We start from the raw sequence: 20,164 nt of genomic DNA, 5'->3' as shown, positions 1-20,164 counted from the left end.
GCGGGTGTAGCTCAGTTGGTTAGAGTGCCGGCCTGTCACGCCGGAGGTCGCGGGTTCGAGCCCCGTCACTCGCGCCACTTTCCTTCAACACAATCAAATGTACTGTTGAATTGAAAGTGGCGCTCCACGCCATTTGCCGAACGTCTTCCCAGAAATAACAAAATATACCGTACAAACATGCGCAGGCGGATTTGACCCGTCGGCTGGTTCGCATCGGTGTTTGAGCAAACGCTCTTTTATCGGGAGAATTGTTTCCAGGAGAGATAGGCGACCGAGAGAACGATCACGCCGATCACCAGGAGGTCGCCGCCGGCGAGCAGAAAATGCTGCATATGTGACCTCCCTTCGATTCTGATTCCAAACAATGTCCTTATGATAAAGTCTGTCCTGCCGATCTGAAGGCATGGCTTGGCGCACTGCGAGGGTGCCGGACTATTTCCATTCTCCAAATTGCTGCCTGCACGAAAGAAATTTTGCGCGTCTCACAGCGTGGCGTTTTCGGACGCTGCATTTGCGATGTTGGGGGAGGGAGATCAATTTGTCGCGGCGCGCTTATATTTATCTCTCGTTCTGCGGCGCGGCGAACGGCATGCGGGCGTACTTTATTTATAGAGGCGATGATTCTCTTTGCTGTTGTCAGCGAGAATGCATCGTGAGACATTGCCTCACAAAATTATGATCTTACTGCGCCATCATGGGGCTGAACGGGTTCAGCCGGGTTATTCGGGCCTGAGGCGACGCCTTATTAAGCATCTCGACCCGACTATGCCCACCTGAAGGCGCTGGAGGGGTTGCGCTTCAACGCGGGCTGCGCTAACCGTCCCCGCGAAAGCGCTTAGTTCGCACGGCATGCCTTTTGAAGCTGCTTGGGGCGACGAGGTTGCAACAGATGCAATGTGTCGCATGGTCGTGGGCTTCAAAAAGCTTATGACAGGCGGCGCAGCCTCGTATTCAAGCCGGATAAAGGATCATGAACGAGCTTTTAAGTTCCTATTTGCCGATTGTCATCTTTCTCGGCATCGCAATGGTAATCGGTGTAGCCCTTCTGGTTGCGCCGTTCCTCGTCGCATATAGACAGCCAGACCCGGAAAAGCTTTCAGCTTACGAGTGCGGCTTCAATGCCTTCGATGACGCCCGTATGAAATTCGACATTCGTTTTTATCTCGTGTCGATTCTCTTCATCATCTTCGATCTGGAAGTCGCCTTCCTGTTTCCGTGGGCTGTGTCCTTCGGTTCCATTGGTTGGTTCGGCTTTGCGTCGATGATGCTGTTCCTTGGCGTCCTCACCATCGGCTTCATCTATGAATGGAAGAAGGGAGCGCTGGAATGGGATTGACCACAGCCAACACCACACTCGTGGCTCCGCAGCCGAAGGGCATTCTTGACCCACGTACGGGCAAGCCTGTCGGCTCCGACGATGCTTTCTTCAACGATCTGAACAGTGAACTGTCCGACAAGGGCTTCATCGTCACATCTGCTGACGCTCTGATCACCTGGGCGCGTACCGGTTCGCTGATGTGGATGACTTTCGGTCTTGCATGCTGCGCTGTGGAAATGATGCACATTTCCATGCCGCGCTACGACGCCGAACGCTTCGGTATTGCACCGCGCGCGTCTCCGCGTCAGTCCGACGTGATGATCGTTGCAGGCACGCTGACCAACAAGATGGCGCCCGCTCTGCGCAAGGTCTACGACCAGATGCCTGAGCCGCGCTATGTGATCTCGATGGGTTCCTGCGCCAACGGCGGCGGCTACTACCACTATTCCTATTCGGTGGTTCGTGGCTGCGATCGCGTGGTTCCGGTCGACATCTATGTGCCTGGCTGCCCGCCGACCGCGGAAGCTCTGCTTTACGGCATCCTTCTTCTCCAGAAGAAGATTCGTCGCACGGGTACGATCGAGCGTTAATCCGGTCTCTGGACCGGTTCGCGCCATACAGGTTTTGTTAGGGTTCGACTGACACCGCCGCGTGGGATTTCTCCCAAAAGTCTCCCAAGGCAAGTGCAGTGTGAGTTCTAAATAAGGAAGTTAGGGAAATGAGCGAAGAAGCTCTCGGTGAACTTTCCGGCTACATCAAAGAACGCCTCGGCGATGCAATCGAAGAGGCGAAGCTGGCCTATGGCGAGCTGACGCTTTGCGTACCGGTGACGAGCCTTATCAGCGTTCTGACCTTCCTGCGTGACGATGTGCAGTGCCAGTTCGTCAATCTGACGGACATTTCCGGCGTTGACTATCCGCAGCGCACCAATCGCTTCGATGTGGTCTATCAGCTGATGTCTCCGCGTCAGAACCAGCGCATCCGCGTCAAGGTTCAGGCCGATGAAGATACGCTGGTTCCGTCGGCGGTTTCGGTTTTCGTGGGTGCCGAATGGTACGAACGCGAGGCCTACGACATGTATGGCGTGCTGTTCTCCGGCCACCCGGATCTGCGTCGCCTTCTGACCGACTACGGTTTCGAAGGCCATCCGCTGCGCAAGGATTTCCCGCTGACCGGCTTTGTGGAAGTGCGTTACAGCGACGAGCTGAAGCGCGTCATCTACGAACCTGTCGAACTGCGTCAGGAATTCCGCAATTTCGATTTTCTCTCGCCATGGGAAGGGACGGATTACGTCCTGCCGGGCGATGAGAAGGCAAAGACGAACTGAGCGACGGGAAGCTGAACATGGCTGAGACTCAGGTCCGCAATTTCAATATCAACTTTGGCCCGCAGCATCCTGCCGCGCACGGTGTGCTGCGTCTGGTGCTGGAACTCGACGGCGAAGTCGTCGACCGCGTCGATCCGCATATCGGTCTGCTGCATCGCGGCACCGAGAAGCTCATGGAAGCCAAGACCTATCTTCAGGCTGTGCCTTATCTCGACCGCCTCGACTATGTGGCGCCGATGAATCAGGAGCACGCTTATGCGCTCGCCGTCGAACGCCTTATGGGCATCGATGTGCCGAAGCGCGGTCAGCTGATCCGCGTTCTCTATTCGGAAATCGGCCGTATCCTGAACCACCTGCTGAACGTGACCACGCAGGCCATGGACGTTGGCGCATTGACGCCGCCGCTCTGGGGCTTCGAAGAGCGCGAAAAGCTGATGGTGTTCTACGAACGCGCCTGCGGCGCACGTATGCACGCCGCTTATTTCCGTCCGGGTGGCGTCCATCAGGACCTGCCGGATCAGCTCGTGGAAGACATCGGCAAGTGGATCGATCCGTTCTTCACGACGCTCAACAATCTTGATGACCTCATCACACCGAACCGTATTTTCAAGCAGCGTAACGTCGATATCGGCGTGGTCTCGCTGGAAGATGCATGGGCATGGGGCTTCTCGGGCGTCATGGTTCGCGGTTCGGGCGCTGCATGGGATCTGCGCAAGTCGCAGCCTTACGAGTGCTACAACGAGATGGAATTCGATATTCCAATCGGCAAGAACGGCGATTGCTACGACCGCTACCTGATCCGCATGGAAGAAATGCGCCAGTCGGCCCGTATCATGCGCCAGTGCGTTGACCTGCTTCTCGGCAAGGAACGTGTTGGTCCGGTTTCCAATACGGACAACAAGATAGTGCCGCCGAAGCGCGGCGAGATGAAGCGTTCGATGGAAGCGCTCATCCACCACTTCAAGCTTTACACGGAAGGCTACCATGTGCCTGCCGGTGAAGTTTACGCAGCAGTTGAAGCCCCTAAGGGCGAATTTGGCGTCTTCCTCGTCTCGGACGGCTCCAACAAGCCTTATCGCTGCAAGCTGCGCGCTCCGGGCTTTGCCCATCTTCAAGCCATGGATTTCCTGTGCCGCGGCCATATGCTGGCTGACGTGTCGGCAATTCTTGGCTCGCTCGATATCGTGTTTGGTGAGGTTGACCGCTGATGTCCGTTCGCCGTCTCGCAGATGATGCCGTCCAGCCAGCCGCTTTCGCGTTCAACGCGGAAAATCAGGTCTGGGCGCACAAGACGATCGCAAAATTCCCAGAAAGCCGTCAGCAGTCGGCTGTTATTCCATTGCTCATGCGTGCGCAGGAGCAGGACGGCTGGGTCACGAAAGCTGCCATTGAACATGTAGCAGCCATGCTCGACATGCCGCTGATCCGCGTTCTGGAAGTCGCAACTTTCTATACGCAGTTCCAGCTGAAGCCGGTTGGCACGCGCGCTCACATTCAGGTTTGCGGTACGACCCCGTGCATGCTGCGCGGTTCGGAAGCGCTGATGGACGTTTGCCGTCACAAGATCAACCACGACCCGTTCGAGACCAATGCCGACGGCACGCTGTCGTGGGAAGAAGTCGAATGCCAGGGCGCTTGCGCCAATGCACCGATGGTCATGATCTTCAAGGACGCCTACGAAGATCTGACGCCGGAACGCCTTGCAGAAATCATCGACGCTTTCGAAGCTGGCAAGGGCGATACCGTCAAGCCGGGTCCGCAGGAAGACCGCGTGACGTCTGAGCCGATCAACGGCCTGACCTCGCTGACCGAAGATCTGGACTACAAGAAGATCGGTCTCGAAACCCGCAAGGCATCGGACGCCGCGACTGCCAAGGCGAAGGCTGAAGCGGAAGCAAAGGCCAAGGCGGAAGCCGAAGCCAAGGCTGCTGAAGAAAAGGCCGCTGCGCCGTCCAACGCTGCAAAGCCGGTCACCAATGCGCCTGAAACCGATCCGGCCCTGAAGACGCCTTCGGACGTCAAGGTGTCGAAGGCTGCCGAGAAGGCCGCTTCGGTCGATACGAAACAGGCATTCAAGCTCGACGATACCAATCGCCCGGTCGCCATGGAGCGTCCGGAAGCCGTTGACGATCTGAAGCTGATCTCCGGCGTTGGCCCGAAGATTGAAGCAACCCTGCATGAGCTGGGCATCTTCACCTTCAAGCAGGTTGCTGCCTGGAAGAAGGCCGAGCGCGAATGGGTTGATGGTTATCTCAGCTTCCACGGTCGCATCGAGCGTGAAGAATGGGTGAAGCAAGCCAAGGCTTTGGCCAAGGGCGGCGTCGAGGAATACATCAAGGTATTCGGAAAGAAGCCGGTATGATGACTTCGATATTCGCAAACACGAACGGAAACAGGTGAGACATGCTGGCTGATAAAGATCGCATCTTCACCAATATTTACGGCTTCAAAGATCGCTCCCTCAAGGGTGCTATGGCTCGCGGCCATTGGGACAACACCAAGGGCTTCATCGAGAAGGGCCGTGACTGGATCATCGACGAGATGAAAGCGTCGGGCCTGCGTGGCCGTGGCGGCGCTGGCTTCCCGACGGGTCTCAAGTGGTCGTTCATGCCCAAGCAGAGCGACGGTCGCCCGCATTATCTCGTCGTCAATGCCGACGAATCCGAGCCGGGCACCTGTAAGGACCGCGAAATTCTGCGCCACGATCCGCATACGCTGATTGAAGGCTGCGTGATCGCCGGTTGCGCCATGGGTGCACACACCGCTTATATCTATATCCGCGGCGAATTCATGCGTGAGCGTGAAGCCCTGCAGGCAGCGATCGACGAATGTTACGATGCCGGTTTGCTTGGCAAGGATAACAAGTGCGGCTGGGATATGGACATTTTTGTCTCCCACGGCGCTGGCGCTTATATCTGTGGCGAAGAAACCGCGCTGCTCGAAAGCCTTGAAGGCAAGAAGGGCCAGCCGCGCCTGAAGCCGCCATTCCCGGCCAATATGGGTCTGTATGGTTGCCCGACCACCGTGAACAACGTGGAATCGATCGCGGTTGCGCCGACGATCCTGCGTCGCGGCGGTGCATGGTTCTCGTCCATCGGTCGTCCGAACAATGTCGGCACCAAGCTGTTCCAGGTTTCAGGCCATGTGAATACGCCTTGCGTGGTGGAAGAAGGCCTTGGCATTCCGTTCCGCGAACTGATCGAAAAGCATGCTGGCGGCATTCGCGGCGGCTGGGACAATCTGCTGGCGGTTATTCCCGGCGGCGCATCGTGCCCGGTCATCAAGGGTGAAGACATGATGGACGCCATCATGGATTTCGACGGCATGCGCGACAAGAAATCGTCGTTCGGCACCGGCGGCCTGATTGTCATGGACAAGTCCACGGACATCATCAAGGCGATTGCCCGTTTGTCGGCGTTCTTCAAGCATGAAAGCTGCGGCCAGTGCACGCCGTGCCGTGAAGGCACCGGCTGGATGTGGCGCGTCATGGAACGCATGGTCAAGGGCAACGCGCAGAAGCGCGAAATCGACATGCTGTTCGACGTGACCAAGCAGATTGAAGGTCACACGATCTGCGCGCTTGGTGATGCGGCTGCATGGCCAATTCAGGGCTTGATCCGCAATTTCCGTCCGGAAATTGAAAAGCGCATTGATGATTACACACGCAACGCCGTGCAGAGCCGCAATATCCGTCTGGAAGCAGCGGAATAAGGCTTAAACGAGTTGCGTTGAGCCTGCCCGGGTAGGGAAGGCGGAAAAGTTTGACGTCTAGATTGCGGCACGAGCCGCAGGTTTGGAAAAGCGATGGCAAAGATCAAGGTTGACGGCACAGAGATCGAAGTACCCGATCACTATACGCTCCTTCAGGCTGCCGAAGCCGCAGGCGCGGAAGTGCCGCGTTTTTGTTTCCACGAACGGCTTTCCATCGCTGGAAATTGCCGTATGTGCCTGGTTGAAGTGAAGGGTGGACCGCCGAAGCCGGCAGCATCCTGCGCTATGGGCGTGCGCGATCTGCGTCCCGGCCCGAATGGCGAAGCCCCTGAAATCTTCACCAACACGCCGATGGTCAAGAAGGCCCGCGAAGGCGTGATGGAATTCCTGCTCATCAACCACCCGCTGGATTGCCCGATCTGCGATCAGGGCGGCGAGTGCGATCTGCAGGATCAGGCAATGGCTTTCGGCACCGACGGTTCGCGCTATCGCGAGAACAAGCGCGCTGTCGAAAACAAATATATCGGCCCGCTCGTCAAGACGGTGATGACGCGCTGCATTCATTGCACGCGCTGCGTCCGCTTCACGACCGAAGTTGCTGGCATTTCCGAACTGGGCCTCATCGGCCGCGGTGAAGACGCCGAGATCACCACCTATCTCGAGCGCGCCATGACGTCGGAACTGCAGGGCAATGTCATCGATCTTTGCCCGGTTGGCGCTTTGACCTCGCGTCCTTACGCGTTCCAGGCGCGTCCGTGGGAATTGAACAAGACTGAAACCATCGATGTGATGGATGCGGTCGGTTCCAACATCCGCGTTGACACCCGTGGCCGTGAAGTGATGCGCGTCATGCCGCGCGTCAACGAAGCGGTGAACGAAGAGTGGATTTCGGACAAGACCCGCTTCATCTGGGACGGCCTGCGCACCCAGCGCCTCGACCGCCCTTATGTTCGCAAGGATGGCCGCCTGGTCGCCGCAAGCTGGCCGGAAGCCTTCTCCGCTATCGCCGCCAAGGTTTCTGCAACCTCTGCCGACAAGATTGGCGCTGTTGCAGGCGATCTGGCTTCGGTTGAGGAAATCTACGCACTGAAGAACCTGATGAGTTCGCTCGGCTCCGCCAATATCGACAGCCGTCAGGATGGCGCAGCCCTCGATCCGGCTCTGGGCCGTGCAAGCTATCTCTTCAACGCGACGATCGAAGGCATTGAAAACGCTGATGCTCTGCTCATCATCGGTTCCAATCCCCGCGTTGAAGCTGCGGTTCTGAACGCTCGCATCCGCAAGCGTCAGCGCATGGGTCATTTCCCGGTCGCTCTGATCGGTGAACAGGCTGAACTGCGCTACGAATACGAATATCTCGGCGCCGGTGCAGATACGCTTGGCTCGCTTGCCGCTGGCAAGAACGCGTTCCGCGATGTGCTGGCCAAGGCTGAACGTCCGCTGATCATCATCGGTCAGGGCGCGCTCACCGGTGAGAATGGTCGTGCGGTTCTGTCGACCGCCGCCAAGCTCGCTCAGGACGTCGGCGCGATCAAGGATGAGTGGAACGGCTTCTCCGTTCTGCACACTGCCGCTTCGCGCGTTGGCGCTCTGGATCTCGGCTTTGTGCCGGGTGAGGGCGGCAAGGCAGCTGGCGACATGCTGGGCAATCTGGATGTTGTGTTCCTGCTCGGTGCAGACGAACTCGACATGACGAGCAAGGGCTCGAGCTTCGTCGTTTACATCGGTACGCACGGCGATGCCGGTGCGCATGCAGCCGACGTGATCCTGCCGGGCGCAGCCTATACGGAAAAGTCGGGCACCTGGCTCAACACCGAAGGTCGCGTGCAGCTTGGCAGCCGCGCCGGTTTCGCACCGGGCGAAGCGAAGGAAGACTGGGCAATCCTGCGCGCTCTTTCCGATACGCTCGGCAAGCGTCTGCCGTTCGACTCGCTCGCACAGCTTCGCGCCAAGCTCTATGCGGACTACCCGCACATGCTGGCTATCGACACCATCACGCCTGCTTCCGCCGACGATCTCGTCGCGCTGGCAGCTAAGGCTTCCAACCTGGGCGGCGGCACTGCGTTCGTTTCCCCGGTCAAGGACTTCTACCTGACGAACCCAATTGCGCGCGCTTCCGCCGTCATGGCCGAATGCTCGGCGCTCGCGGCTGGTGGCTTCCAGCAGGCTGCCGAGTAAGCGAGAGAGAGACGGAACAATGGAAGGAATTTTTGCAGCTTACGTCTTACCCGCGCTGATTATGGCGCTGAAGTCGGTCGTTCTGCTCGTCGTATTGCTGATCGTCGTCGCTTACCTGCTTTATGCGGATCGCAAGATCTGGGCAGCAGTACAGCTTCGTCGCGGCCCTAACGTTGTCGGTCCCTGGGGTTTGTTCCAGGCTTTCGCCGACTTGTTGAAGTTCGTCTTCAAGGAACCGATCATTCCGTCGGGCGCAAACAAGGGTGTCTTCCTCCTTGCGCCCTTCGTTTCCGCCGTTCTCGCAATGGCAACCTGGGCGGTTATTCCGGTCAATGAAGGCTGGGCTATCGCCAACATCAATGTCGGCATTCTCTATATCTTCGCCATTTCTTCGCTTGAAGTTTACGGCGTGATCATGGGCGGCTGGGCCTCCAACTCGAAGTACCCGTTCCTCGGCGCGCTTCGTTCGGCGGCGCAGATGGTTTCCTACGAAGTTTCCATCGGCTTCGTGATTGTTACGGTTCTGCTCACGGTTGGCTCGCTCAACCTGACCGACATCGTGCTTTCGCAGAATACCGGCCTCGGCACCATGCTCGGTCTGCCTGCATCGTTCCTCGACTGGAACTGGCTCTGCCTGTTCCCGATGTTCGTGATCTTCTTCATTTCGGCGCTTGCTGAAACGAACCGTCCGCCTTTCGATCTTGTCGAAGCTGAATCCGAACTCGTGGCCGGTCATATGATCGAATATTCGTCCACGCCGTTCCTTCTGTTCTTCCTCGGCGAATATGTGGCGATCACGCTGATGTGCGCCCTGATGACCACGCTCTTCCTCGGCGGCTGGCTGCCTCCGGTTGACGTTTGGTTCCTCAACTGGGTTCCGGGCGTGATCTGGTTCATGCTCAAGCTCTGCTTCTGCTTCTTCATGTTCGCCATGGTGAAGGCTTTCGTACCGCGTTACCGCTATGACCAGCTGATGCGTCTGGGTTGGAAGGTTTTCCTGCCGATCTCGCTCTTCATGGTTGTCGCAACCGCGACCTTCCTCAAAGTCTTCGGTCTGGCGTAAGGAGTAATAACAATGGCTTCAATCGCTCAAGCAGCCAAGTCGCTCCTTCTCAAGGAATTCGTCGGCGCGTTCTTTCTTTCCATGCGCCAGTTCTTCGCGCCGAAGGCAACGTTGAACTACCCGCATGAAAAGGGCCCGGTTTCGCCGCGCTTCCGTGGCGAACACGCGCTGCGCCGTTATCCCAACGGTGAAGAACGCTGCATCGCCTGCAAGCTTTGCGAAGCAATCTGCCCGGCGCAGGCCATCACCATCGAGGCCGGTCCGCGCCGCAACGACGGCACCCGCCGCACGGTGCGTTACGACATCGACATGGTGAAGTGCATTTATTGCGGCTTCTGCCAGGAAGCATGTCCGGTGGATGCCATCGTCGAAGGTCCGAACTTCGAGTTCGCGACCGAGACGCGCGAAGAGCTGTACTACGACAAGGACAAGCTCCTCGCCAACGGTGACCGTTGGGAACGCGAAATCGCGCGCAATATCGCGATGGATGCGCCTTATCGCTGATCGGGTTCCCGATCAGTTCGAGCGTCAGATCGGGTTTTCGGTCAGTTCGATGCTCGAACAAGAGTTTATGAATAAAGCGGGCAAAGCAATAGGGCTTTGCTCACGGAAAGGTGTTGGGGGATCCCCATGCTGACAGGTATTGCGGCAGCGTTTTTCTATCTGTTCGCTTTCATCATGATCGCAAGCGCGTTCATGGTGATTGCGGCACGCAACCCCGTGCATTCGGTGCTGTTTCTGATCCTCACATTCTTCAATGCGGCAGCTCTGTTCCTGCTGACAGGGGCTGAGTTCCTCGCCATGATCCTGCTCGTCGTTTATGTCGGCGCTGTGGCGGTTCTCTTCCTCTTCGTTGTCATGATGTTGGATGTGGATTTCTCGGAACTGAAGCGCGGTGCGCTGCAATATGCGCCGGTCGGTGCTCTGGTCGGGTTGATCCTGCTGGGCGAACTGATCTTCGTCTTCGCAAGCAACATGTTTGCGCCGAAGCTGGGGCAGGGCGCTGTGCCGATCCCGAATATCGCCGAGCGGACCAACACCGCTGCTCTGGGCGACATTCTCTACACCGACTTCGTCTTCTACTTCCAGGTTGCAGGTCTCGTCCTTCTGGTCGCGATGATCGGCGCCATCGTTCTGACGCTGCGGCACAAGCCGAATGTCAAGCGCCAGTCCATCTCGGCCCAGGTTGCTCGTACGCCAGAAACGGCGATCGAGGTCAAGCAGGTCGAAACGGGCAAAGGCATCTAAGGATAAGCATATGGAAATCGGTATCGCTCATTATCTGACCGTTTCGGCCATCCTGTTCACGCTTGGCGTCTTCGGCATCTTTTTGAACCGCAAGAATGTCATCGTTATCCTGATGTCGATCGAATTGATCCTGCTTTCGGTCAATCTCAATTTCGTGGCGTTCTCCAGCCAGCTCGGCGACATGGTCGGGCAGGTCTTCGCCCTTTTCGTTCTGACTGTTGCGGCTGCTGAAGCGGCCATCGGTCTGGCAATTCTCGTTGTTTTCTTCCGTAATCGCGGTTCCATCGCGGTGGAAGACGTCAATGTTATGAAAGGTTGACGGGCAAATGCTCTACTACGCGATCGTCTTCCTTCCGCTTATCGGCTTTCTTATTGCTGGCTTGTTCGGCAATAAGATCGGCGCAAAAGCGAGTGAATACATCACTTCCGGCCTCATGGTTATCGTCGCGATCTGCTCGTGGATCGTGTTCTTCCAGATTCCAATGGGCGACGGTGAAACTGTGCGCATTCCGGTGCTGCATTGGGTCACGTCCGGTTCGCTGTCCTTCGATTGGGCGCTGCGTGTCGACACGCTGACCGGCGTCATGCTTGTTGTCGTGAACTCGGTTTCGGCTCTCGTGCATATCTACTCGATTGGATATATGCACCACGATCCGCATCGTCCGCGCTTCTTCGCTTATTTGTCGCTGTTCACCTTCGCGATGCTCATGCTGGTTACGTCGGACAATCTCGTCCAGATGTTCTTCGGCTGGGAAGGCGTTGGTCTGGCGTCCTATCTTCTGATCGGTTTCTGGTTCAAGAAGCCTTCGGCCAATGCCGCCGCCATGAAGGCCTTCGTCGTCAACCGCGTTGGTGACTTCGGCTTCCTGCTCGGCATCTTCGGCCTGTTCGCTCTGTTCCAGTCGGTCGACTACAACACGATCTTCGCTGCTGCCGCCAATTATCTGCCGGCAGAAGGCGCCGCGGATGCAGGTCAGGTCGTGCTGAACTTCCTCGGCTATGAGCTGCACAAGGAAACGGCGCTGACCGTTGTCTGCCTGCTTCTGTTCATGGGCGCCATGGGTAAGTCGGCGCAGTTCCTGCTGCACACCTGGCTTCCGGACGCTATGGAAGGCCCGACGCCTGTTTCGGCTCTCATTCACGCCGCAACTATGGTGACCGCGGGTGTGTTCATGGTCGCGCGCATGTCGCCGATCTTCGAACTGTCCCATACGGCTCTTCTGGTTGTCACCATCATCGGCGCAACCACCGCATTCTTCGCGGCAACGGTTGCCCTGGTGCAGAACGATATCAAGCGCGTTATCGCTTATTCGACCTGTTCGCAGCTGGGCTACATGTTCGCGGCACTCGGCGTCGGTGCTTACGGTGCTGCCGTATTCCACCTGTTCACGCACGCCTTCTTCAAGGCGCTTCTGTTCCTTTGCGCCGGTTCGGTTATCCATGCCGTCTCGGAAGAACAGGACATGCGTCGCATGGGCGGCCTGCGTAAACTGATCCCGGCTACCTACTGGATGATGATGATCGGCACGGTCGCCATTACGGGTCTCGGTATTCCGGGCACGATCATCGGTACGGCTGGCTTCTTCTCGAAGGATGCGATCATTGAATCGGTGTTCGCTTCGCACAGCCCGGCCAGCGGTTACGCCTTTACGCTTCTCGTCGTCTCGGCTTTGTTCACGAGCTTCTATTCCTGGCGTCTGATTTTCATGACTTTCTTCGGCAAGCCGCGTGCTTCGGCGGAAGTCATGCATCACGTCCATGAATCGCCTGCCGTGATGCTGGTGCCGCTGTTCATTCTCGCTGTCGGCGCGATCCTTGCCGGTGTTGTGTTCAAGGAATTCTTCTTCGGTCATGATTACGCCGAGTTCTGGAAGGGTGCGCTGTTCACATCGCCGACCAACGAGATACTGGAACATCATCACCATGTTCCAACCTGGGTTGCCGTGTCGCCGTTTACCGCGATGGTCGTTGGCTTCATCGTCGCCTGGATCTTCTACATCCGGTCGCCGGAAACGCCGAAGGCACTGGCAGAACGCCATCGCGGTCTGTACCAGTTCCTGCTGAACAAGTGGTATTTCGACGAACTCTACGACTTCCTCTTCGTTCGTCCAGCCAAGCGGCTCGGTCGTCTGTTCTGGAAGGGTGGCGACGGTTGGCTCATTGACGGCTTCGGTCCGGATGGTATCTCGGCCCGTGTGCTCGATGTCACCAACCGCGTCGTCAAGATGCAGTCCGGATATCTTTATCATTACGCATTCGCGATGCTGATCGGCGTCGCCGCGCTCGTCACCTGGATGATGCTCGGGAGCTCTTTCTGATGACCGACTGGCCAATTCTCTCAACGGTCACGTTTCTGCCGCTCGTCGGCGCGTTACTGATCCTTCTGATCAAGGACGACAGCGAGGCTGCACGTCGCAACATCCGCAACGTGGCTTTGCTGACGACGGTATTCGTCTTCATCCTGTCGCTCGTTGTCTGGGCCGGGTTCGATAATTCGAACCCCGGTTTCCAGATGGTCGAGCAGGCTGGCTGGATGGGTGGTGGCATCAGCTACCACATGGGCGTGGACGGGATTTCCGTCCTGTTCGTGGTGCTGTCTGCTTTCCTGATGCCGTTCTGCATTCTCGCAAGCTGGCTATCGGTCGAAAAGCGCGTCAAGGAATACATGATCGCGTTCCTCATTCTGGAAACGCTCATGATCGGCGTGTTCTGCGCGCTCGACCTGTTCCTGTTCTACGTGTTCTTCGAAGCAAGCCTTATCCCGATGTTCATCATCATCGGCGTGTGGGGCGGCAAGCGTCGCGTTTACGCAAGCTTGAAGTTCTTCCTCTATACGCTGCTCGGCTCGGTGCTGATGCTCATCGCCATCATGGCCATGTATTGGCAGGCTGGCACGATGAACATCGTCGAGTTGCAGAAGTTCAGCTTCCCGGCTGGCATGCAAACATGGCTATGGCTCGCCTTCTTCGCGTCGTTTGCGGTCAAGATGCCGATGTGGCCGGTCCACACTTGGCTTCCGGATGCGCACGTTGAAGCGCCGACGGCAGGCTCGGTCATTCTGGCCGGTATCCTTCTGAAGCTCGGCGGCTACGGCTTCCTGCGCTTCTCGCTGCCGATGTTCCCGCTGGCTTCCGCCGATTTTGCGCCGCTTGTCTTCACGCTGTCGGTGATCGCTATCATCTACACGTCTCTGGTGGCTCTGGTTCAGGAAGACATCAAGAAGCTGATCGCCTACTCGTCCGTTGCACACATGGCCTATGTGACCATGGGTATCTTCGCGGCCAACGAGCAGGGCATTCAGGGTGCAATCTTCCAGATGCTGTCGCACGGTATCGTGTCGGGCGCTCTCTTCCTTTGCGTCGGCGTGATCTATGACCGTATGCATACCCGTGAGATCGCGGCGTTCGGCGGTCTGGTGAACAACATGCCGAAATATGCGGTGGCCTTCCTCATCTTCACGATGGCGAATGTGGGCCTGCCGGGTACTTCGGGCTTCATCGGTGAATTCCTGACGCTGTTCGGTGTGTTCCGGGTCAATACCTGGGTGGCGCTGTTCGCAACGACGGGTGTCATTCTCTCGGCGGCCTATGCGCTCTGGCTCTACCGCAAGGTGATCTTCGGCGCACTCGACAAGGAAAGCCTCAAGGCGCTCCTCGATCTGAGCCCGCGTGAGAAGATCATTCTCTATCCGCTCGTGGTACTCACCATCTTCTTCGGCGTGTATCCGGCACCGGTCTTCAATGCGACTGCAAGTGCTGTGACCGCTCTGGTTCAACATTACGACGCTGCAGTTGGCGGAGCCGCCAATGCAATGCTGGCACAGTAAGAAAATAAAGGCGTAAGGTCATGCAGACTGATCTGATAGCTCATCTGACCCTTGCAGCACCGGAGGTTCTCCTGGCTGTAGGCGCCTTGGCACTGCTTATGATCGGCGTGTTCTCTGGCGAGCGTGCAACCACGCTCGTCAACGGACTGTCCGTCGCAGTGCTGATTGCAGCGCTGGCACTGGTTGTTCTATTCCCGGCGAATGGTTCCGCTTTCGGCGGCGCCATCGTCAATGACGGCTTCGGCCGCTTCATGAAGGTGCTGACGCTGATCGGCTCCATCGTCACGCTCGTTATGTCGGTCGGTTTCGCCAAGGCGGAAAAGTTCGACAAGTTCGAGTTCCCGGTCCTGATCGTCATCTCGACGCTCGGCATGCTGCTGATGGTGTCGGCATCCAACATGCTGTCGCTCTATCTCGGTCTCGAACTGCAGTCGCTGGCGCTTTACGTGCTGGCAGCATTCAACCGTGACAGCGTTCGTTCGACGGAAGCTGGTCTGAAATATTTCGTTCTCGGCTCGCTGTCCTCGGGCATGTTGCTCTACGGAATCTCGCTTGTTTACGGCTATACCGGCCATATCGGCTTCACCGAAATCGCCCAGGCTGTTTCGGGCGGCCAGCGTGAGCTTGGTCTGGTATTCGGTCTGGTCTTCATTCTTGCCGGTCTGGCATTCAAGATTTCCGCTGTTCCGTTCCATATGTGGACGCCGGACGTCTATGAAGGCGCGCCGACCCCGGTAACGGCCTTCTTTGCCGCCGCTCCGAAGATGGCCGCCATGGCGCTCATCATCCGCGTTGTCTCGGACGCCTTTGCTCCGGTCACCCACGACTGGCAGCAGGTTGTGATCTTCATCGCAATCGCATCGATGGTTCTGGGTGCATTCGCTGCTATCGGCCAGCGCAACATCAAGCGTCTGATGGCTTATTCCTCCATCAGCCACATGGGCTATGCCCTTGTCGGTCTCGCTGCCGGTACGGCTGTGGGCGTGAAGGGCGTGGCAATCTACATGGCGATCTATCTTGCCATGACGCTCGGCACCTTTGCCTTCATTCTCGCCATGCGTACCAAGGACGGCAATGTCGAAAACATTGGCGATCTGGCCGGTCTGTCGCGCACCAATCCGGTGCTGGCAACGATCATGACGATCTTCCTGTTCTCGCTCGCCGGTATCCCGCCGCTCGCTGGCTTCTTCGGCAAGTGGTACACCTTCCTCGCAGCCGTGCAGGCCGGTCTTTATCCGCTGGCGATCATCGGTATCGTAGCGTCGGTCGTGGGTGCGTTCTACTATCTGCGCATGATCAAGATCATGTGGTTCGATGAGCCGGTCGGCGGTTTCGTGCCGGTCGCGGGCGAGCTGCGTCTCGTTCTCGGCGTCACGGGTGCCTTTGTGCTCTTCTACGTGTTCCTTGCTGGCCCAATCGGCGGATTTGCCGAAGCCGCAGCAAAGACGTTCTTCTAAGTAACCTGCGGCAGGTGATCGAATGCATTTCGCGCTTTCGCCTGTCGCCGAAAATGTTGGCTACCGTCTCGAGGTTTTCGAGACGGTAGGCTCCACCAACGCGGTGGCTCTGGAACGGGCTGCGGCAGGTGATCCGGGCAAGCTCTGGCTTGTCTCGAAGAGACAGGAAAGCGGCCGTGGAAGACGCGGTCGTGCCTGGTCTACACCGGAAGGCAATCTGGCCTCCACACTTCTTCTGATTGAATCCTATGAGTTGAAAACGGCGGCAACGCTTGGTTTTGTTGCAGGCCTGTCGCTCGCTGATGCGCTGGAAGCGGCTTTTGCAGCAACGGGTCCAGCCGTACCGCCGAAAATCGGTCTGAAATGGCCGAATGATGTGCTGCTGGATGGCGCAAAGCTGTCGGGCATTCTGCTGGAATCGTCCATTCTCGCGAAGGATCGCTTTGCGGTCGCAATCGGCATCGGCACCAACATCGTGGCTTTCCCCGACGATTTGCCCTATGCCGCGACCTCGCTGAACGCGCTTGGCAGCAAGTGCGATGCCGAGACATTGTTTGCCGCTCTTTCCGACGCATGGTCGGTCAATTATCGTGTGTGGGACGAAGGGCGTGGTCTTGATGCCATTCGCAAACGCTGGCTGGAGCGGGCACATGGTTTGGGCGGAAATGTCACCATGCAGGTTGAGGGCAAGATCATCGAAGGCCGCTTCGAGACGATAGATGAAGCATGCCGTTTCGTGATCCGCGACAATGATGGTGGACGCGTTACGGTCACAGCGGGCGATGTTTATTTCGGAACTGCTGCAACACTGCGGAAATAACAGCTTTCTTTTATCTTGCCGGGGTTGCAACTAAAGCCATTTAGGTCCAGTGGATGCGGCGAAAGCATGTCTCCCCGAAGTGGGATCAAGTTTTAGCGCATCGGCCCGAAAATCGGAATCGATTTTTGAAAAGCACGATGCGTAGAAGCAAAGACTTGCAGTGTTCTTTGTGCCTCCAGAAAGACGCACAAAGAACACTGCAAGCGCAAACTGATCCAGATACACTTTGCAAGAAGGTATAGTTACAAAGGAAATTTCATGGCCCGATCCAATACTCCGGAACTCGTCTTCCTGCCGCTCGGCGGTGTGGGCGAAATCGGCATGAATCTCGCTATGTACGGCTTTGGACCTGCGGATAATCGCGAATGGCTGGTCGTCGACATGGGCGTGAGCTTCGCCGGCCCGGAACAGCCGGGCGCCGACCTCATTCTGCCGGATATCCGTTATCTTGAGGCGGAAAAGAACAATGTGCGCGGTATCATCATTACCCACGCGCATGAAGACCATTTCGGTGCGCTGCTCGATCTGTGGCCGCGCCTGAAAGTTCCTGTCTATGCGACGCCGTTCACCGCCGGTCTGCTTGAAGCCAAGCGTCAGGCGGAGTTTAGCGCACCGGAAATTCCGATCACCATCTACAAGGCTGGTGAAAAGTTCGAGGTCGGTCCGTTCAAGGTTGAAGCGGTTGCCGTCACGCACTCCATCCCGGAACCTGTATCGCTCGCGATTACAACACCGCTCGGTACGGTTGTGCATACCGGCGACTGGAAGATGGATCCGGAACCGTCGCTCGGTCCGGTCATCGATGAAGCGCGTTTCCGCGCCATTGGTGACGCCGGCGTTCTGGCGCTGATCTGCGATTCCACCAATGCCATGCGCGAGGGTGAATCCCCGTCGGAACGTCAGGTCGGCGAAAGCCTGCGCGAGCTGATCGAAAATGCGCGTGGCCGTGTCGCGATTACCACCTTCTCTTCCAATGTGGGCCGTATTCGCTCGATTACGGAAGCGGCGCGCGATGCGGGCCGTCAAGTTCTGGTGGTTGGGCGCTCGATGAAGCGCGCGATCTCGGTGGCAACCGAGCTTGGCTATATGGAAGGCCTGCCGGAATATCTGAGCGAAGAGGATTACGGATATATTCCGCGTGAAAACGTGGTGATGATCCTGACCGGCAGTCAGGGCGAGCCCCGTGCAGCGCTTGCCAAGCTGGCTCGCGATGAAATGCGCAGTCTGGCGCTATCGCCCGGCGATACGGTCATTTACTCGTCGCGTGCCATTCCGGGCAATGAAAAGGCCATTCTCGATATCAAGAACCGCTTGATCGACCGCGGCGTCAAGATCATTGGCGACGACGATGCATTGGTGCATGTCTCCGGCCATCCGCGTCGCAGCGAATTGAAGCGCATGTATTCCTGGGTTCGCCCGCAGATTCTCGTTCCGGTGCATGGCGAAGCTGCGCATCTTGTGGCGCAGGGCTCGCTTGGAGCAATGGAAGGGATCGGTCAGGTTGCCCAGATTCGCAATGGCGACGTGCTGCGTCTGGCTCCCGGCAAGGCCGAAATCGTCGATGAAGCGCCGATTGGCCGTATCTACAAGGACGGCAAGCTGATCGGTGACGAAGAAGAGATCGGCATGGTCGAGCGCCGCAAGCTCGCTTATGTCGGCCACGTCGCTGTCTCGATCCTGCTGGACCGCGAGCACAAGCTTCTCGATGAGCCTGATCTGGTAACGTTCGGTTTGCCGGAAGAAGATGGTCAGGGCGAATTGATGGAAGATATCCTCCTCGACGCAGCAGTCGAGGCTGTCGAGAGCATTCCGCGTGTCCGCCGCAAGGACGTCGAGCTGGTGCGTGAATCCGCGCGTCGCGCTGTGCGTGCTGCGGCAAATCAGACGTGGGGCAAAAAGCCGGTGGTGACCGTATTCGTGAATAGGATACGCTGACCCATCACTCGACAGGAATAGCAGCAAGGGAGGTGCTGATGCTCGAACGTTTGAACCATGTCGCGATTGCCGTTCCGGATATCGAGGCTGCGTCCGCGCTTTATCGTGGCAAACTGGCTGCAAATGTCGGTGCGCCGCAGGCCTTGCCGGAACACGGCGTGACCGTGGTTTTCATCGACGTCGGCAATACGAAGATCGAGCTGCTGGAGCCGTTGGGCGAGGGATCGCCCATCGCGGCCTTCCTTGAAAAGAACCCTTCCGGCGGCGTGCACCATCTCTGCTATGAGGTGGAAGATATCATTGCCGCGCGGGATAAGCTCAAGGCTGAAGGCGCGCGTATCCTTGGTGATGGAGAGCCGAAGACCGGCGCGCATGGCAAGCCCGTCCTTTTTCTGCACCCAAAGGACTTTAACGGTACGCTGATCGAGCTGGAGGAGGTGTAATCATGTCCATTATGTCCGGCATAGCGATCTATTTCATTATCTGGTGGACGGCGCTTTTCGCGCTGCTGCCGGTCGGTCTGCGAACGCAGGCTGAGGAAAACAATGTCACGCTAGGCACTGTGGCCAGCGCTCCGGCAACACCGCGCATCGGTCGCGCATTTCTGCGCACCACGGTCGTCGCCACACTCATCTTCGCCGTCTATTATTATGTGACGCAGGTCAGCGGTTTCGGTCTCGATGACATTCCGCATTTCTTCCCCGATCTGACGTAATCGCATTCGCGAAATCGGACGAGAATTTCATGGCTGCCTATAAATTAGGCAGCCTTTCTTTTATGCAGGATGAGACCGGCGTGCAGGCTTGGCTTGAATCAAAAACTTATGATCTTAGCGTAACTTACTGAATTATATGGTGCTAAAGGAGTTTCGAGCCTTGCACGGCGTTCCGTTTGGCATTGGCGGATACGCCAAGAATAAAACTACTTTTACTTTGGCAATAGATTGTAAATAGTCGTGCGCAAAAGCAGTTCGATAAATCCCACAAATTCAATGGGTTATTGCGCGGCTTTTTTTGAAAGTGGCGGTGAGGGCTGAGGTCCATGCAAATGCAAAAAAAAAGCAAGGCTTTCGCCTTGCTAATAAAATACGCGTTCGATCCGTTTCCATGTTACTGGCGGCTGCGTAGCTCGCGCCTGGATCCATCCTCCCAAGACTTTGACCGCGTGAAAACAACGGTTTTATTCCGTTGTTGCTCTTATGATGAAAAAAATAGCGAACTGCACAGCTTTTGTCACCAAAAATCTTCTTCAACGTCATAATTCTTTCGTGAAATTTTCCAA

Annotated in this window: 19 protein-coding genes and 1 tRNA gene; 19 read left to right on the top strand and 1 reads right to left on the bottom strand. The window is 57.2% G+C overall.

The window, feature by feature from the left end:
• The 19 genes from ACTJKP_RS19290 (at position 1) to ACTJKP_RS19200 (ending at position 19,598) form a co-directional block, all read left to right on the top strand.
• A tRNA-Asp gene (locus tag ACTJKP_RS19290) sits at positions 1 to 77 on the top strand.
• A gap of 893 nt (positions 78 to 970) precedes the next feature.
• A complete protein-coding gene (locus ACTJKP_RS19285) occupies positions 971 to 1,336 on the top strand; it encodes an NADH-quinone oxidoreductase subunit A (protein ID WP_078338422.1) in 366 nt (121 codons plus the stop codon).
• Positions 1,327 to 1,908, top strand: coding sequence for a NuoB/complex I 20 kDa subunit family protein (locus ACTJKP_RS19280; protein WP_078338423.1), 582 nt, complete (start codon positions 1,327 to 1,329; stop codon positions 1,906 to 1,908). The genes ACTJKP_RS19285 and ACTJKP_RS19280 overlap by 10 nt, the downstream gene beginning before the upstream one ends.
• A 128-nt stretch (positions 1,909 to 2,036) precedes the next feature.
• Positions 2,037 to 2,645, top strand: a complete 609-nt coding sequence (locus tag ACTJKP_RS19275) for an NADH-quinone oxidoreductase subunit C (protein ID WP_440631806.1) — start codon at positions 2,037 to 2,039, stop codon at positions 2,643 to 2,645.
• A 17-nt stretch (positions 2,646 to 2,662) separates the two neighbouring features.
• Positions 2,663 to 3,853 (top strand): NADH-quinone oxidoreductase subunit D, encoded by a 1,191-nt coding sequence (locus tag ACTJKP_RS19270; protein ID WP_078338425.1) that lies wholly within the window; start codon positions 2,663 to 2,665, stop codon positions 3,851 to 3,853.
• Complete coding sequence (locus tag ACTJKP_RS19265; RefSeq protein WP_440631805.1) at positions 3,853 to 5,007, top strand: NADH-quinone oxidoreductase subunit E; 1,155 nt, start codon at positions 3,853 to 3,855, stop codon at positions 5,005 to 5,007. The genes ACTJKP_RS19270 and ACTJKP_RS19265 overlap by 1 nt, the downstream gene beginning before the upstream one ends.
• A gap of 41 nt (positions 5,008 to 5,048) precedes the next feature.
• Entirely contained in the window at positions 5,049 to 6,356 is a 1,308-nt protein-coding gene (gene nuoF / locus ACTJKP_RS19260) for an NADH-quinone oxidoreductase subunit NuoF (protein WP_078338427.1), read from the top strand.
• Between the two features lie 93 nt (positions 6,357 to 6,449).
• Positions 6,450 to 8,534, top strand: coding sequence for an NADH-quinone oxidoreductase subunit NuoG (gene nuoG / locus ACTJKP_RS19255; RefSeq protein WP_440631804.1), 2,085 nt, complete (start codon positions 6,450 to 6,452; stop codon positions 8,532 to 8,534).
• Between the two features lie 19 nt (positions 8,535 to 8,553).
• Positions 8,554 to 9,597 (top strand): NADH-quinone oxidoreductase subunit NuoH, encoded by a 1,044-nt coding sequence (nuoH, locus tag ACTJKP_RS19250; RefSeq protein ID WP_078338428.1) that lies wholly within the window; start codon positions 8,554 to 8,556, stop codon positions 9,595 to 9,597.
• Between the two features lie 12 nt (positions 9,598 to 9,609).
• A complete protein-coding gene (nuoI, locus tag ACTJKP_RS19245) occupies positions 9,610 to 10,101 on the top strand; it encodes an NADH-quinone oxidoreductase subunit NuoI (RefSeq protein WP_078338429.1) in 492 nt (163 codons plus the stop codon).
• Between the two features lie 126 nt (positions 10,102 to 10,227).
• Positions 10,228 to 10,845, top strand: a complete 618-nt coding sequence (locus ACTJKP_RS19240; protein ID WP_078338430.1) for an NADH-quinone oxidoreductase subunit J — start codon at positions 10,228 to 10,230, stop codon at positions 10,843 to 10,845.
• A gap of 10 nt (positions 10,846 to 10,855) precedes the next feature.
• Positions 10,856 to 11,164, top strand: a complete 309-nt coding sequence (gene nuoK, locus ACTJKP_RS19235; RefSeq protein ID WP_006466598.1) for an NADH-quinone oxidoreductase subunit NuoK — start codon at positions 10,856 to 10,858, stop codon at positions 11,162 to 11,164.
• Between the two features lie 7 nt (positions 11,165 to 11,171).
• Positions 11,172 to 13,163, top strand: a complete 1,992-nt coding sequence (gene nuoL / locus ACTJKP_RS19230; RefSeq protein WP_078338431.1) for an NADH-quinone oxidoreductase subunit L — start codon at positions 11,172 to 11,174, stop codon at positions 13,161 to 13,163.
• Positions 13,163 to 14,671 (top strand): NADH-quinone oxidoreductase subunit M, encoded by a 1,509-nt coding sequence (locus ACTJKP_RS19225; RefSeq protein ID WP_078338432.1) that lies wholly within the window; start codon positions 13,163 to 13,165, stop codon positions 14,669 to 14,671. Before nuoL ends, ACTJKP_RS19225 begins: the two co-directional genes overlap by 1 nt.
• A gap of 20 nt (positions 14,672 to 14,691) precedes the next feature.
• Positions 14,692 to 16,128 carry an NADH-quinone oxidoreductase subunit NuoN gene (gene nuoN, locus ACTJKP_RS19220; protein ID WP_440631803.1) on the top strand — a complete coding sequence of 479 codons (1,437 nt, stop codon included), beginning with the start codon at positions 14,692 to 14,694 and terminating at the stop codon, positions 16,126 to 16,128.
• Between the two features lie 22 nt (positions 16,129 to 16,150).
• Positions 16,151 to 16,948 (top strand): biotin--[acetyl-CoA-carboxylase] ligase, encoded by a 798-nt coding sequence (locus ACTJKP_RS19215; RefSeq protein ID WP_440631802.1) that lies wholly within the window; start codon positions 16,151 to 16,153, stop codon positions 16,946 to 16,948.
• 258 nt (positions 16,949 to 17,206) lie between these two features.
• The gene (locus ACTJKP_RS19210) at positions 17,207 to 18,883 is read left to right on the top strand and encodes a ribonuclease J (protein ID WP_138785910.1); all 1,677 of its coding nucleotides are present in this window, start codon (positions 17,207 to 17,209) and stop codon (positions 18,881 to 18,883) included.
• Between the two features lie 38 nt (positions 18,884 to 18,921).
• Positions 18,922 to 19,326 (top strand): methylmalonyl-CoA epimerase, encoded by a 405-nt coding sequence (gene mce / locus ACTJKP_RS19205; RefSeq protein WP_121535839.1) that lies wholly within the window; start codon positions 18,922 to 18,924, stop codon positions 19,324 to 19,326.
• A gap of 2 nt (positions 19,327 to 19,328) precedes the next feature.
• Positions 19,329 to 19,598: a DUF1467 family protein gene (locus ACTJKP_RS19200; protein ID WP_078338437.1), complete on the top strand. Its 270-nt coding sequence runs from the start codon at positions 19,329 to 19,331 to the stop codon at positions 19,596 to 19,598.
• 273 nt (positions 19,599 to 19,871) lie between these two features.
• On the opposite strand, the gene ACTJKP_RS19195 is transcribed toward ACTJKP_RS19200, so the two are convergent.
• Positions 19,872 to 20,141, bottom strand: a complete 270-nt coding sequence (locus ACTJKP_RS19195) for a hypothetical protein (protein ID WP_182520285.1) — start codon at positions 20,139 to 20,141, stop codon at positions 19,872 to 19,874.
• Positions 20,142 to 20,164: the final 23 nt, after the last annotated feature.

The sequence above is a fragment of the Brucella sp. 22210 genome, from assembly GCF_052045675.1.
Lineage (GTDB): Bacteria > Pseudomonadota > Alphaproteobacteria > Rhizobiales > Rhizobiaceae > Brucella.
This window is presented reverse-complemented; position numbering and strand designations above follow the sequence as displayed.

Coding starts and splice junctions, on each gene's coding strand:
- ACTJKP_RS19270 (WP_078338425.1), top strand. CDS start 2,663: ATGGCTGAGACTCAGGTCCGCAATTTCAATATCAACTTTGGCCCGCAG.
- nuoH (WP_078338428.1), top strand. CDS start 8,554: ATGGAAGGAATTTTTGCAGCTTACGTCTTACCCGCGCTGATTATGGCG.
- nuoL (WP_078338431.1), top strand. CDS start 11,172: ATGCTCTACTACGCGATCGTCTTCCTTCCGCTTATCGGCTTTCTTATT.
- ACTJKP_RS19285 (WP_078338422.1), top strand. CDS start 971: ATGAACGAGCTTTTAAGTTCCTATTTGCCGATTGTCATCTTTCTCGGC.
- ACTJKP_RS19210 (WP_138785910.1), top strand. CDS start 17,207: ATGGCCCGATCCAATACTCCGGAACTCGTCTTCCTGCCGCTCGGCGGT.
- mce (WP_121535839.1), top strand. CDS start 18,922: ATGCTCGAACGTTTGAACCATGTCGCGATTGCCGTTCCGGATATCGAG.
- ACTJKP_RS19225 (WP_078338432.1), top strand. CDS start 13,163: ATGACCGACTGGCCAATTCTCTCAACGGTCACGTTTCTGCCGCTCGTC.
- nuoG (WP_440631804.1), top strand. CDS start 6,450: ATGGCAAAGATCAAGGTTGACGGCACAGAGATCGAAGTACCCGATCAC.
- nuoF (WP_078338427.1), top strand. CDS start 5,049: ATGCTGGCTGATAAAGATCGCATCTTCACCAATATTTACGGCTTCAAA.
- ACTJKP_RS19195 (WP_182520285.1), bottom strand. CDS start 20,141: ATGACGTTGAAGAAGATTTTTGGTGACAAAAGCTGTGCAGTTCGCTAT.
- nuoK (WP_006466598.1), top strand. CDS start 10,856: ATGGAAATCGGTATCGCTCATTATCTGACCGTTTCGGCCATCCTGTTC.
- nuoI (WP_078338429.1), top strand. CDS start 9,610: ATGGCTTCAATCGCTCAAGCAGCCAAGTCGCTCCTTCTCAAGGAATTC.
- nuoN (WP_440631803.1), top strand. CDS start 14,692: ATGCAGACTGATCTGATAGCTCATCTGACCCTTGCAGCACCGGAGGTT.
- ACTJKP_RS19280 (WP_078338423.1), top strand. CDS start 1,327: ATGGGATTGACCACAGCCAACACCACACTCGTGGCTCCGCAGCCGAAG.
- ACTJKP_RS19265 (WP_440631805.1), top strand. CDS start 3,853: ATGTCCGTTCGCCGTCTCGCAGATGATGCCGTCCAGCCAGCCGCTTTC.
- ACTJKP_RS19275 (WP_440631806.1), top strand. CDS start 2,037: ATGAGCGAAGAAGCTCTCGGTGAACTTTCCGGCTACATCAAAGAACGC.
- ACTJKP_RS19240 (WP_078338430.1), top strand. CDS start 10,228: ATGCTGACAGGTATTGCGGCAGCGTTTTTCTATCTGTTCGCTTTCATC.
- ACTJKP_RS19200 (WP_078338437.1), top strand. CDS start 19,329: ATGTCCATTATGTCCGGCATAGCGATCTATTTCATTATCTGGTGGACG.
- ACTJKP_RS19215 (WP_440631802.1), top strand. CDS start 16,151: ATGCATTTCGCGCTTTCGCCTGTCGCCGAAAATGTTGGCTACCGTCTC.